The 11,951-nt window shown below is 66.5% G+C and carries 14 protein-coding genes and 1 tRNA gene; 7 read left to right on the top strand and 8 right to left on the bottom strand.

What is annotated here, in order from left to right:
- Positions 1-38: 38 nt before the first annotated feature.
- From NLR35_RS14440 to NLR35_RS14420, 5 genes are all read right to left on the bottom strand, one after another.
- On the bottom strand, positions 39-947 hold the full coding sequence (locus tag NLR35_RS14440) for a transporter substrate-binding domain-containing protein (protein WP_257167202.1): 909 nt from the start codon (positions 945-947) through the stop codon (positions 39-41).
- Between the two features lie 101 nt (positions 948-1,048).
- Positions 1,049-1,645: an SCO family protein gene (locus NLR35_RS14435; protein ID WP_257167201.1), complete on the bottom strand. Its 597-nt coding sequence runs from the start codon at positions 1,643-1,645 to the stop codon at positions 1,049-1,051.
- Between the two features lie 21 nt (positions 1,646-1,666).
- Complete coding sequence (locus NLR35_RS14430) at positions 1,667-1,798, bottom strand: hypothetical protein (protein ID WP_306577518.1); 132 nt, start codon at positions 1,796-1,798, stop codon at positions 1,667-1,669.
- A 196-nt stretch (positions 1,799-1,994) separates the two neighbouring features.
- Positions 1,995-2,519: a hypothetical protein gene (locus NLR35_RS14425; RefSeq protein WP_257167199.1), complete on the bottom strand. Its 525-nt coding sequence runs from the start codon at positions 2,517-2,519 to the stop codon at positions 1,995-1,997.
- Positions 2,520-3,204: 685 nt separating this feature from the next.
- A complete protein-coding gene (locus NLR35_RS14420; RefSeq protein ID WP_257167198.1) occupies positions 3,205-3,564 on the bottom strand; it encodes a hypothetical protein in 360 nt (119 codons plus the stop codon).
- A 167-nt stretch (positions 3,565-3,731) separates the two neighbouring features.
- Between NLR35_RS14420 and NLR35_RS14415 the strand changes: the two genes are divergently transcribed.
- Together NLR35_RS14415 and NLR35_RS14410 are read left to right on the top strand one after the other, a co-directional pair.
- Positions 3,732-4,097: a nuclear transport factor 2 family protein gene (locus NLR35_RS14415; protein ID WP_257167197.1), complete on the top strand. Its 366-nt coding sequence runs from the start codon at positions 3,732-3,734 to the stop codon at positions 4,095-4,097.
- A 191-nt stretch (positions 4,098-4,288) separates the two neighbouring features.
- Entirely contained in the window at positions 4,289-6,142 is a 1,854-nt protein-coding gene (locus tag NLR35_RS14410) for an AMP-dependent synthetase/ligase (protein ID WP_257167196.1), read from the top strand.
- 121 nt (positions 6,143-6,263) lie between these two features.
- Here NLR35_RS14410 and NLR35_RS14405 read toward each other — a convergent pair whose 3' ends face one another.
- Together NLR35_RS14405 and NLR35_RS14400 are read right to left on the bottom strand one after the other, a co-directional pair.
- Positions 6,264-7,019: an SDR family oxidoreductase gene (locus NLR35_RS14405; RefSeq protein ID WP_257167195.1), complete on the bottom strand. Its 756-nt coding sequence runs from the start codon at positions 7,017-7,019 to the stop codon at positions 6,264-6,266.
- 203 nt (positions 7,020-7,222) lie between these two features.
- Positions 7,223-7,296, bottom strand: a tRNA-Gly gene (locus tag NLR35_RS14400).
- 266 nt (positions 7,297-7,562) lie between these two features.
- Here NLR35_RS14400 and NLR35_RS14395 point away from each other — a divergent pair.
- The 5 genes from NLR35_RS14395 (at position 7,563) to NLR35_RS14375 (ending at position 10,475) form a co-directional block, all read left to right on the top strand.
- Positions 7,563-7,985, top strand: coding sequence for an SPW repeat protein (locus NLR35_RS14395; RefSeq protein WP_257167194.1), 423 nt, complete (start codon positions 7,563-7,565; stop codon positions 7,983-7,985).
- 191 nt (positions 7,986-8,176) lie between these two features.
- Complete coding sequence (locus NLR35_RS14390; RefSeq protein WP_257167193.1) at positions 8,177-8,749, top strand: methylated-DNA--[protein]-cysteine S-methyltransferase; 573 nt, start codon at positions 8,177-8,179, stop codon at positions 8,747-8,749.
- Positions 8,750-8,812: 63 nt separating this feature from the next.
- Positions 8,813-9,652, top strand: coding sequence for an AraC family transcriptional regulator (locus tag NLR35_RS14385; RefSeq protein ID WP_257167192.1), 840 nt, complete (start codon positions 8,813-8,815; stop codon positions 9,650-9,652).
- Between the two features lie 51 nt (positions 9,653-9,703).
- Positions 9,704-10,063, top strand: a complete 360-nt coding sequence (locus NLR35_RS14380; protein WP_257167191.1) for a VOC family protein — start codon at positions 9,704-9,706, stop codon at positions 10,061-10,063.
- A 10-nt stretch (positions 10,064-10,073) separates the two neighbouring features.
- On the top strand, positions 10,074-10,475 hold the full coding sequence (locus tag NLR35_RS14375) for an SRPBCC family protein (RefSeq protein WP_257167190.1): 402 nt from the start codon (positions 10,074-10,076) through the stop codon (positions 10,473-10,475).
- A gap of 3 nt (positions 10,476-10,478) precedes the next feature.
- On the opposite strand, the gene NLR35_RS14370 is transcribed toward NLR35_RS14375, so the two are convergent.
- Entirely contained in the window at positions 10,479-11,948 is a 1,470-nt protein-coding gene (locus tag NLR35_RS14370; protein ID WP_257167189.1) for an MATE family efflux transporter, read from the bottom strand.
- Positions 11,949-11,951 lie beyond the last annotated feature (3 nt).

The raw sequence follows: 11,951 nt of genomic DNA, 5'->3' as shown, positions 1-11,951 counted from the left end.
CGGTGCTACGCGCCTTTGCCCACCTTACAGGTTTAACTCTAGAACGGGCTGATCGAGAAATAGCGCAGCCACAGGTCGGTGTAGCGGCCTTTTTCCCAGACCCGGAACAGCGCCCAGTTCAGGGCCTGGCGCAAGAGGTCGTTGCCCTTGCGCACCCCGATCCCGACGCCCTCGCCGAAATAGCGGCTTTCGACGAAAGGTCCACCGGAAAAGGCGCAGCAATCGGCGGAATCCGTGCCGTTGACCCAGAAGGCCAGCGCGATGCCGTCGCCGAAGATCAAATCGACCTCGCCCCGGCGCAGCGCCTGGCGCAGCGCGTCGTCGTTCGGATAGGGCTTGATCTCGGCATCGGTGAACATCGCCTTGAGGTAGGCCTCATGGGCCGTGCCGGCGATGGCGCCGATCTTCTTGCCCTCGAGGAACTCGGGGCGGATCTCGGTCATGACCGCGTCGCGCCGGGAGACGAAGCGCGCCGGCGCCCGGTAATACGGATCGGAGAAATCCAGCCGCGCCCGCATCTGCGGCGTCACCGCCATCGAGGCGATGATCGCATCGCCGCGGTTCGAGGACAGCGCGTCGAGCAGGGTCTCGAAGCGGCGCATCTGGACGGTGCAGGTGACCTTGATCTCGTCGCAGAGCGCCCGTGCCAGATCGACGTTGAAGCCGGCCGGATTGCCGTCAGGGCCGGTGAAGTTGAACGGCGGGTAGTCGGTCTCGGTCAGGAAGCGAATCACCGTGAGGCGTGACAGATCGGGCCGCTCGGGGCGGCGCCGCGGATCCCAGAAGCCGGGCACCGCCTGCGGGGCCGCCTCGACGGCGGGACGAACCGGAGCCTGGGCGCGCGCCGCTGGGCCGGAAGCAGCCAGGCCGAGACAAAGCAGCACGCCCGCGATCGCGACGCGGGCTGCACGGGTGGGCTTGGCGGGGTGTGACAAGGCGGTCGGCATCAGCGCTCCCGATGGTCAGCGCGCGTTATAGACCATCCCGGCGCAAATTCGAGGCTGGAGGAGGCTCCACGGCCCCCGCCCCGCCACTGGCGTTAACGCGCTCAGAGGTATTTCTTCAGGTCCGAGGCGGCCTCCTCCGGGGTCCGCTTCAGGTTGAACGGCGCGACAAAGCGGCCGTTGCGATCCATCAGATAGACCAGGGCGGTGTGGTCCATGGTGTAGTCGCCGTCCTTGAGGGGGACCTTCTTGGCATAGACCCGGTATTCGGTGAGGACCTTGGCCAGCACCTCGGGATCCCCCGTCAGGCCCTTCAAATGCGGGTCGAAGCTGGAGAGGTAATCCTTCATCGTCGCCGGATTGTCGCGCTCGGGATCGACCGAGACGAAATAGGCGTTGACGCGATCAGCATCCGTGCCCATCGCCCGCAGCACCTCGGAGATCTCGAACAGCGAAGTCGGACAGACGTCCGGACAATGGGTGAAGCCGAAGAAGATCAGGCTCGGACGGCCCTCGAGGCTTTTCTCGGTGACGACGGCGCCGGACTGGTCGGTCAGCTGGAACGGTCCGCCGATCGCAGCCGGAGCAGCGATGTTGCGGCCACCGCCGCCCATCACGAGGAACATCCCCGCCAGCCCGATCACCAGGCTCAAGGCAAAGGCTCCGACGATCACCAGGGGGCGGATGGCATTGGACGGCATGCCGTGTTCCTTATCTCTGTCTCAGAAGCAGGCGCTGAAGCCGGCCGCGATCATCTCGAAGAACACCGCGGTCCCGTAATGCGCCCACAGCGTCACGGCCCCGGCGACCAGGCCGAAGGCCAGCACCGCAGCCGCAATCGCCGGCGCGGTCAAACGGCGACCGGCACCGGGGGATATGTTTTGCTGCGCTGAAAGAGGCTGCATGATGGCGTGCCCACTCCGCGGGGCACTGGCCTGAAATGACACAAGCCGTGACCCGCCTCTCGACCTCTGAAATAGGCCGCAGCGGCGGGAGAGGCAAGCACTCCAGGGCTTGAGGACGTCGAGAGGTCGCGGAGCGCTGGCCCGATCAGTGCGAGGCCGACGCCTTGGCGGCGGCGGGAGAGATCGCCGGAGCGTTCGGGGCAACCTGCGGCGCCGATGGCGTGGAGGCCTGGGCGTCCATGTAGCAGGGCTTGTACATCGCCTGCAGCTCCCTGCCCTTCAGGAAGATCATCCGCGGGGTCAGGCCGCCACGCTGGGTGATCCAGCGGCGGATCGGCGACGGATACATCGAGTACAGCATCTGGGTCGCCTCGGGATTGGTGACGGCCCGGCCATTGGCGCCGAAATCCCAGGCGGCATGGAAGCCGAGATTGGCATGCGAGGTGACGCAGATCTTGTCGTGCGGAACGGCGCCGAGCACGATGGTGCAGGCCGACGCGCACAGGCCGTCGATGATCACGTACTCACCGGACGACCGCAGGCCCTGGTACTTGTCGACATAGGTCCCGATCCGACCACCGCGGTCATCGGCAATGCGGACCACGGCCTGGCTCGCACTGACACCCGACAGCAAGAGAACGACCGCGAGCAACCCCGTCCAGAATTTCATGTCGAGCCCCAGTTCAACCCGGCGAAGCCGATCTGACCGACTGTGACGCGCGTCGCATGATGGAAGTCACGTGATGCGCTTGTTGTGATGCTTGGACTGCGGCGGACCTTGCAATCACGAGCCCTTCCCCAGACCGGAAACGTGAAAGCCAAATCCAAATCGCACATGCAGCGTGTTGCGAGATCGTGTTTTTGTCCAGGACGGTGCAGCAGCACGAACCAAATTCAGGGCAAGTGTTGCAGGCCCGCTGCACCACCCGGTTGCTGCTGGGAAAAAATCGCCTCATCTGGCTCCGAGCATGGCAGTTGCGCCACGGGCTGGGCGACAGCCCGGCATGATTCGCCCGCAGGCGCGGCATTCGCATCACGGCAGCGCGAAAGACCCCCGGGAAAACCCGGGGTTCCTAGATGGAACCGCTGGTGTGCGCGCGAAGACGCGCAGCGTTCGGGGACATGAGATTCGGTGCGGTATCCTCGTCCACGCAACCATGGTGATCGCGGACCAGGGCACGAGGTGGGCGGCCGTGAGACGGTTGATCGCGCGACCGCCGCGGCCGGCGCAACGTCTGATGGGCTCGGCCGATCACCTCCGGACTCAACACGTCTCCCGACGTGTGCCGTTTTGGCGCGGACTGCGGACCAAACAGTTTGACGAGCGCGTCAGCGTCCGCGCTTGCGCGCGCCGGCTAATCGTTCGGCAGGCGAATGCGCGCGCCGAAGGTGACCAGCGGCGCATCGGCGGCGCCGAGCTGGATCTGCCGCTCCGGCACTTCCTGATAGCTACCGTCTTCAGTCTTTTTTAACTCGTATTGCCAGACCGTTAACGTCTCGCCGCGCGCGAGCGCATCATGAATGCGCGCGGCGCCGCGTCCCGGCAGCTTGACGAGATCATCGCGCATCACGCCGATCACCGTCGGGCTCTCGCCGCGATGCAGCTCGAAGAACACCATGCGATTGGGCTTGTCCTGCGGCTTCAGCACGGTGTCGGCCGTGAACAGCACGAGACAGATCGCAACCGCGATCAACTTCCAAGTGTCGGACAACATGCGACGCAAATCCCCCGCACCGTCTCTATGCGCTGGGTAGGCCTCGCGCAGAGAAGCGGCAACTTACAGTTTGGTCATGCCAAATGAGATGACGTCGGACGTAATCGATTCGATGCGCGGCGTGCGCGATCTTCGGCTCCTCAGCGTTCACAACATGGAGAGCAGAGATGACCGACCTCACCGCAATCGCCGACGGCTACATTGCGCTGTGGAATGAACGCGACGGCGCGCAGCGCCGCGCTCGGCTCGCGCGTCAGTGGACAGCGGATGCCAGCTATGTCGATCCGCTGATGCATGGCGATGGTGTCGACGGCATCGACGCGCTGGTGAACGGCGTGCAGCAGCGCTTCCCGGAGTTTCGCTTCCGCCGGCTCGGCGCCGCCGACGGCCACGGCAACTATGTCCGCTTCTCCTGGGGCTTCGGCCCTGACAACGCGGACTGTCCAATCCAGGGGACGGACTTCGTCGAGCTGGCCGATGGTCGCATCCGGCGCGTCACCGGCTTTCTCGACAAGGTCCCGGAGGGCGCCTGACCTCGAAGGCAGGGCTGCATCCGCGCCTGATCCGTTCAGGGGACATGGCAGACCGCATCCCCGGCTTTGACAGGCTGCCATGCCGGGGCGGGCGAGCACATGCCGGGGGATTGCGCTACGTCAACGTCGGTCCTGACCGGCGGCTGCAAGACGCAGCCGGTGCGACGAATTCAGGATCGCCGGAGGCGCGGGTGCAGCAGGCAAGTCCCATCGATGATCACGCTGCGGCGGCCGGCACGCTGGCGGCCGTCGCCACCCTCCCCGATCTCTGGCGCTGGCGCGTCGGTCAAAGCCCGGACCAGCCGGCCTATCGCCATTTCGATCCGGACCGCGGCTGGGTGAGCTTCACATGGCGCGAGATCGAGGACCATGTTGCGCGCTGGCGTCGGGCGCTGGCGGTGGAGGATTTCGCGCCGGGCGAGCGCATCGCCATCCTGATGCCGAACGGCATCGCGCATCTTGCGATGGACCAGGCGGCGCTGTCGCGCGGCCTGGTGCCGGTGCCGATGCACGCCGTCGATAATGCCGACAGCATCGCCTACATCCTGGCCGATTCCGGCGCCCGGCTGCTGCTCGTCGATTCCGACGCGCGCTGGCGGGAGATCGCGGCCGTGGGCCAGGCGCTGCCGGACCTGCAACGGATCGTCTGCGCCGAACGGCGCGACGAGTCCGGAGCAGCCGACGATCCACGTCTCGTCGCGCTCGACGCCTGGCTGAACGCAGCCGCAGGCGCAGCGCCGCCCCGCAATGACATTGCGATCGCGCCGCATGATCTCGCCGCGATCGTCTACACCTCCGGCACCACAGGGCGGCCGAAGGGCGTGATGCTGACTCACGACAACGTCGTCGCCAACGTCAAGGCGATCCACCAGCGGCTCGCGGCCGACATCGACGACGTATTCCTGTCATTTCTGCCGCTGTCGCACACGTTCGAGCGCACCGCCGGCTACTACTACGCCATCGCGATCGGCGCCTGCGTCGCCTATGCACGTTCGGTGAAGCAGTTGCCGGACGATCTGCTGGAGGTCCGTCCGACCATCCTGATTTCGGTGCCGCGCATCTATGAGCGGATCTACTCGCTGGTGATGCATCACCGCACAGTGGCCAATCCGCTTGAACGCGCGCTGCTCGATCTGACGCTCGCGATCGGCGGCCGCCGCTTCGATGCGCAGCAGGGCCAAGCGAAGCTTTCGGCCTTCGACCGCCTCGCCTGGCCGCTGCTGCAACGCCTCGTCGCCGACAAGGTGCTGGCGCGGTTCGGCGGGCGGTTGCAGGTGGCCGTCAGTGGCGGCGCCCCGATCGCCGAGCCGGTGGTGCGGCTGTTCCTCGCACTCGGGCTGGAGGTGCTGCAGGGCTACGGCATGACCGAGACCTCGCCGGTGGTCAGCGTGAACACGCCCGGAGATAACGATCCCCGCACGGTCGGCCGCGCCTTGGCAGGTGTCGAGGTGCGCGTCGGCGACAATGATGAGCTGATGGTGCGCGGCCCCAGCGTGATGCTCGGCTACTGGCACAAGCCGGAGGAGACCGCGCGCGTGAAGGAGCCCGACGGCTGGCTGCACACCGGCGACCAGGCCCGTATCGATGCGGGACGCATCACCATCACCGGGCGGATCAAGGACATTCTCGTCACCTCGACCGGCGAGAAGATTGCACCGGCCGATCTCGAAACCGCTGTTCTCACCGACCCGCTGTTCGAGCAGGCCATTGTCATCGGCGAGAACCGGCCGTTCCTGGCGGCGATCGTCGTGCTCAATCCCAAGGGCTGGGCCGAGCAGCAGGCGAGGCTCGCCGCCCACGGCCAGCGCGGCAGCGATGCCGAAGCAGCGTCGCTGCTGCGCCACATCGCCCGCGCGGTGAAGGCCTACCCGGCCTATGCGACGCCGAAGGCCGTACACTGGACCTTGGAGCCGTGGACGGTGCAGGCGGGCCTGATCACGCCGACCCTGAAGAACAAGCGCCCGGCGATCGAGCGGGCCTTCGCGCGGGAGATCGAGGCGATCTACGCCAAGCGGCCGGCGGCCTCCGCGCCCCCACGTCGCTAGAGCATGATCCGGAAAAGTGCGCAGCGGTTTTCCGAAAGATCATGCGCAAACAACAACCTAAAGCGCGATGACGATTCATCGCGATCTCATCGCGCTTGAGACCCAGCAATCGACCAGGCTCTCAGAGCGAGGCGGTGACGCCGCCGTCGACATACAGGACGTGGCCATTGACGAAGGACGACGCGGCCGAGGCGAGGAAGATGCAGGCGCCGACGAGCTCCTCGACCTTGCCCCAGCGCCCGGCCGGCGTGCGCTTCTCCAACCAGGCCGAGAAGGCGGGATCGGCGACCAGCGCGGCATTGAGCGGCGTGTCGAAATAGCCGGGCGCGATCGCATTGACCTGCAGGCCGTGCCTGGCCCAATCCGTCGCCATGCCCTTGGTGAGATTTCCGACTGCGCCCTTGGTCGCCGTGTAGGGCGCAATCGACGGGCGTGCGAGCGAGGTCTGCACCGAGGCGATGTTGATGATCTTGCCGGCGCGCCTGGTGATCATGTGCCGCGCGCAGGCCTGGCCGACATTGAACACCGAGGCGATGTTGGTCTGCAGCAGCCGCTGGAACGCCTCCTCCGGAAAATCCTCGAGCGGCGCACGGTGCTGCATGCCGGCATTGTTGACGAGAATATCGATCGGCCCGATCTCGGCCTCGAAGCGGTCGACGGCGGCGCGCGATGCGGCATGATCGGTCACGTCGAAGGCGAGCACGCGCGATCCCTTGATCGCGCTCGCGGCCGCGGCGAGCTTGGCCTCATCACGGCCATTGAGCACGACCTCCGCGCCGGCATCAGCCAGGCCACGCGCCAGCGCGAGCCCAATGCCTTGAGATGATCCGGTCACCAGGGCACGACGCCCCGCCAGATCGAACAAGTCGACCGCCACTCCGCTTCCTCCGCCTGCACGATTCGATCACCGTTGCGCGAGGTTATCTTATCGATGGCCACAGCCGTCAACGCTGGCCCCGGGTCTCGCGTCCGCAGATGGCTGGCAGTGACCACCTGCAAAGGCTGCGAGTTGGTCGCGCTGCGACGCACGAACGCAACCATCCGCCGGCGCGCTGGGAAGTCAGATGGGCTTGATGGGGCTGGAGCGGGCGAAGGGAATCGAACCCTCGTATGCAGCTTGGGAAGCTGCCGTTCTACCATTGAACTACGCCCGCATGGATCCATGCTTAGCCGAGACGCGGCGTTTCGCCAAGCGGCTTGTTGTCCCGGGCCAGACCGGCCTTGCGCACCGGCAATCGCCCGATCGTGATCGGCGTAGAGAGCGGCTGCTGGAACGAATGGCGCAGCCGCCGCTTTTGCCGTCCGAGGCAGAGCCGCGCTGCAGCCGTCGGATGCAAGCCGAGTTCGAATGCGAGCCGAACCCACGCGAGCTCACGAGGTCGAAGCAGGCAAGACAGCCGCCAAGCTGGGAGCTGAGACCATGCGCAACGACAGCCCCGCGCCATCGACACAAGCAAGGTCCAGCGCCTTTGCAATCATGGCGCGTCCCTCCGCGCTGAACATCTACACGCTCGCCTGCGGGCTGTTTCTCGCCGGCGCGCCGTGGCTGTTCGGCTTCGTTCGCCCCGCGGGCCGGCTCGATGCGGAGATCGTCGGCCTCGCCGTGGTCGTGCTCTCGATCGCGGGACTGATGGCGTTCGCGGATTGGGAGGAGTGGCTGAAAGTCGCATTGGGGGTATGGCTGATCGCGGCGCCGTGGCTGCTCGGCTTCGTCCATACGCCGGCGATGCATGTGAGCATCGCGATCGGGATCGTCGTCACGTTCGTGAGCCTGCTCGAGCTCTGGCTGGCGCATGATCCTGATTTCGCTGGCGATCGCCCGTCCCTTGCGAACCGGTCGTGACGACGCGTGCTGCGTCGCCTGCCACCATCACGATACCAACGACAGCGATCGCGAGACGGCGCTTGACAACCACGACCCAAATCAGGGCAAACCCCGCCCCGGTCGTGCCGCTCTGTTAACATGTTGTTAACAAAATTGATGCGGGCGATCGCGGCAGTGCTATGGTTGCGGCGTGGGGTTGGGGTGGCGTCATGGGGCGTGGGTATACGATCTTTGATACGGCCCTCGGCCGTTGCGGCATTGCGTGGAGCGATGCCGGCATCACCGGCGTGCAACTGCCGGAAGCACGCGAAATCGAGACGCGTCGGCGGCTGTTCCGGCAGTTTCCCGAAGCACGGGAGCAGCGCCCGTGTTCAAATACTGAACTCGCGATCAAAGGCATCACCGCGATGTTGCGCGGCCAGGATGTCGACTTCTCGGATGTCACACTCGATCTCGCCGGCGTGACGCCGTTCAATCAGCGCGTCTATGAGGCGATCCGCGCCATTCCGCGCGGGGAGACACGCGGTGCGGAGCAAATCGCCGCGGAGCTGCACGTCCCCGGCGCGCTGAACTCGATTGCGCAAGCGCTGACGAAGAACACGTTGGTTGTGATCGTGCCGTGTCATCGCGTCCGCGACGTGGGCAACGGGCTCGACAGCCTCTCGCCCAACAGCGGCATCATCTCCAAGCGGCGCCTGCTCTCGCTCGAGGGCGCCCGGCCGCATGCCGGCCTGACCCTGTTCGACGCATTCCTCGCGGTCGATCGACGGCAGGCGTCCTAAGGCTCTGCGATGATCGCGGACGAAGCCCCTCGCGTTTCGCCCGCGATGTCTTAGATTGACGGCATGAGTGCAAGCCAACTGTTCGAAGGCCGCGACGTCACGGTATCCGAGTTCCGCTGCACGGCGGTGCCGGGTGAGCGTCCCTATGCCGAGCAATTTGCCGGCTACTCGCTGTCCTATGTGCGCAAGGGCAGCTTCGGCTGTCATCACCGCGGCCGCTTCTTCGAGCTGGTCACCGGCTCGCTGCTCATCGGCCATCCCGGCGATGAGTTCATGTGCACGCATGACCATGTCTGCGGCGACGAATGTCTGTCGTTCGCCTTCGATGACGCTCTCATCGAGGAGATCGGCGGCGACCGGCGGCTCTGGCAGGCCGGCGCCGTGCCCCCCGTTCCGGAGCTGATCGTGCTCGGCGAGCTCGCCCAGGCCTCTGCGACCCGCGAGCAGACGCTCGGTCTCGACGAGGTCGGCCATCTGATCGCCAGCCGATTCATCGCGACAGTGAGCGGAGAGGCGGAGCGGCCGGCGGCGCCGAGCCAGCGCGACCGCCGGCGTGCCGTCGAGAGCGCGTTGTGGATCGACGACAATGCGGACCAGGACATCGACCTCGCGGATGCAGCGCGCGAAGCCGGCGTCAGCCCGTTTCATTTCCTGCGCGTGTTCGCAGCCGTCATCGGCGTGACGCCCCACCAATATCTGATCCGCGCCCGCCTGCGCCGCGCAGCCCGGCGCCTCGGCGAAGAGGATACGCCGGTCACCGACATCGCCTACGACGTCGGCTTTGCCGACCTGTCGAATTTCACCCGCACGTTCACCCGGGCCGCCGGTGTCTCGCCGCTCAAATTCCGCAAGGCGTCGCGCGGCGAGCGCAAGATTTTCCAAGAACGGTTGCGCCGCCATTGATTGGATGATCCCAACGCACGCGGCAGCCGCGTGCGAGCATGGAGATCATCGATGTACGATCATGTCGGCCTCAAGGTCCGCAATCTCGACGCCAGCGTCCGCTTCTACACGTCAGCGCTCGCGCCGCTCGGCCACATCCTCTGCTCGAAGGACGAGACCTCCGCAGGCATCGGCCCCAAGGGCGAGCCGGCGCTGTGGCTGTATCTCGACCGCGGCGCAAGCGGCGGCACGGCGCATGTCGCGTTCCGCGCCGAGGATCATGCCGCGGTCGGCAAATTCCACCGCGACGGGCTGAAGGCCGGCGGCAGCGACAATGGCGGCGCCGGGCCGCGCGCGGACTATAGCCCGACCTATTATGCGGCGTTCCTGATCGATCCCGACGGCAACAACATCGAAGCCGTGTGTCCGTGAGGTCCTGGCAATGGCATCGATTCAGAAGGAGATTCCGATCGCAGCCCCGGCGGCTGCCGTGTGGAACGCCGTGCGGGATTTCGGCGCGGTTCATACCAGGGTGGCGCCCGGGTTCGTGACCGACACCGAACTCGATGGCGACGTCCGCATCGTCAGCTTTGCCAATGGCAGCGTGGCGCGCGAGCAACTGGTCGACTGCAATGATGAACGCCGGCGCCTCGTCTATGCGATCAAGAACGAGCGCATCACCCAGCACAGCGCGTCGTTTCAGATCGTCCCGGACGGCGAGGAACGTTGCCGGGTGATCTGGACGACCGACGTGCTGCCGCACGAGATCGCCGGATATATCGAGCAGCAGATGGAGCTCGGCGCACGTGCGATGCAGGCGGCATTGAGCCGGCCCGGCGGATAGCCATCAGCCGACGCGCGGCGACCGCGTCACCGGCCCGGAGCTGAGCTCGGCCGCGACCGCGGCCGGGCGCAGCTCCAGCGCGGCCGGCTTCGGTCCCCAGCGGGTCAGCATGACGCTGGCGAGGGTCGACACACCGAGCAGCACCATCGACGCCGCGGCCAGCATGAAGAACTGACCTTCGGTCGCGGCGTGGCTCAGCAGGTAGCTTCCGCCCGCAGCGATGAAGATGAGCCGCGCAGTCTGCGCCAGCACCGGCCCGATGACCTTCGCCGCCCCCTGCGACGAGAAGTACATCGCGATCGCGAGACCGATGAAGGCGTACATCGGGGCTGCGATTTGCAGATAGTGCCGTCCGGCGCTGCGCGCGCTCTCGTCCTGGGTGAAGATGTCGACCCACAGCTGCGGGACGATGGCGATGATGGTCGAGAGCACACCCATCGCGGTGAAGGAAACGAGGCCCGCCGTCCAGGCGATGCGGCGGGCACGCGCGACGTGGCCGCCGCCGATCGCCATGCCGACCATCGGCACGGAGGCCATGCCGATCGAGAAGCCGACCGTGGTCATCATGAACTCCAGGCGCGCGCCGATGCCGTAGCCGGCCAGCACCGCCGTGCCGAAGCCCGCGAGCATGTGCGTGAAGATCGCGATCGACAGCACCGATTGCAGCGGCGAGAAGCAGGCGACCGCGCCGACCTTGAGGATGTCGGCGAACATCGCCCGGCTGATCTTGAGTCCGCGCAGCTTCGGCTTCACGCGGGCGCGGCCGGAGAACAGGTACCAGCCCATCACCGAGATGCTGACGCTGAAGGCGAGCAGCGCGCCAGCCGCGACGCCGCGCATGCCCAGCCCGAGGCCAAGGCTCAGCGTTCCTCCAAGCACGATCTGCAGCACGGCTGAGCTCAGGATCATGAACGACGGCAGCTTCATGTTGCCCGTGCCGCGCAAGATGCCGGCCATGGAGTTCATCAGCCAGGGCAGCATCGCGCCGCCGAAGAAGATCTGTAGATAGGCGACGGCATGGTCCAGCACCGCGCCGCGGCCGCCGAGCGTTTCGAGCAGAGCGGGGCCGAACACCAGCATGCCGACGAGGAAGGTCGCGCCGAACGACAATGCGATCAGCAGCGCATGCGACGCGAGCGTGGAAGCGCGGTCAGTCTCGCCGGCGCCGAGCGCACGGGCGATCGCCGAAGCGACACCGCCGCCCATGGCGCCGCCGGACATCGTCATGGTCAGGATCACCAGCGGGAACACCAAGGCCATGGCGGCCAGCGCCTCGATGCCGAGGCGGCCGATATAGGAGGTCTCGGCGATGACGACGCAGGTGCCGGCGGAGTTGGCGATGAGGTTCGGCCAGGCCAGCGACAGCAGCGTCTTCAGGATCGGCCCATCGGCCACAGCATTCCGCGCCGGCTTGGCGGGCGGCGCGGGCTGCCCCTCGCCGACTGGAGTGTCGGCCAAGCCGATCTCGGACATGTT

This window comes from Bradyrhizobium sp. SRS-191 (assembly GCF_024586915.1).
Taxonomy (GTDB): Bacteria; Pseudomonadota; Alphaproteobacteria; order Rhizobiales; family Xanthobacteraceae; genus Bradyrhizobium.
This window is presented reverse-complemented; position numbering and strand designations above follow the sequence as displayed.

Bases quoted from the DNA above. Each gene is read 5' to 3' on its own strand.
- NLR35_RS14440 (WP_257167202.1), bottom strand. From the start codon at position 947: ATGCCGACCGCCTTGTCACACCCCGCCAAGCCCACCCGTGCAGCCCGC.
- NLR35_RS14435 (WP_257167201.1), bottom strand. From the start codon at position 1,645: ATGCCGTCCAATGCCATCCGCCCCCTGGTGATCGTCGGAGCCTTTGCC.
- NLR35_RS14425 (WP_257167199.1), bottom strand. From the start codon at position 2,519: ATGAAATTCTGGACGGGGTTGCTCGCGGTCGTTCTCTTGCTGTCGGGT.
- NLR35_RS14420 (WP_257167198.1), bottom strand. From the start codon at position 3,564: ATGTTGTCCGACACTTGGAAGTTGATCGCGGTTGCGATCTGTCTCGTG.
- NLR35_RS14415 (WP_257167197.1), top strand. From the start codon at position 3,732: ATGACCGACCTCACCGCAATCGCCGACGGCTACATTGCGCTGTGGAAT.
- NLR35_RS14395 (WP_257167194.1), top strand. From the start codon at position 7,563: ATGCGCAACGACAGCCCCGCGCCATCGACACAAGCAAGGTCCAGCGCC.
- NLR35_RS14390 (WP_257167193.1), top strand. From the start codon at position 8,177: ATGGGGCGTGGGTATACGATCTTTGATACGGCCCTCGGCCGTTGCGGC.
- NLR35_RS14385 (WP_257167192.1), top strand. From the start codon at position 8,813: ATGAGTGCAAGCCAACTGTTCGAAGGCCGCGACGTCACGGTATCCGAG.
- NLR35_RS14380 (WP_257167191.1), top strand. From the start codon at position 9,704: ATGTACGATCATGTCGGCCTCAAGGTCCGCAATCTCGACGCCAGCGTC.
- NLR35_RS14375 (WP_257167190.1), top strand. From the start codon at position 10,074: ATGGCATCGATTCAGAAGGAGATTCCGATCGCAGCCCCGGCGGCTGCC.
- NLR35_RS14370 (WP_257167189.1), bottom strand. From the start codon at position 11,948: ATGTCCGAGATCGGCTTGGCCGACACTCCAGTCGGCGAGGGGCAGCCC.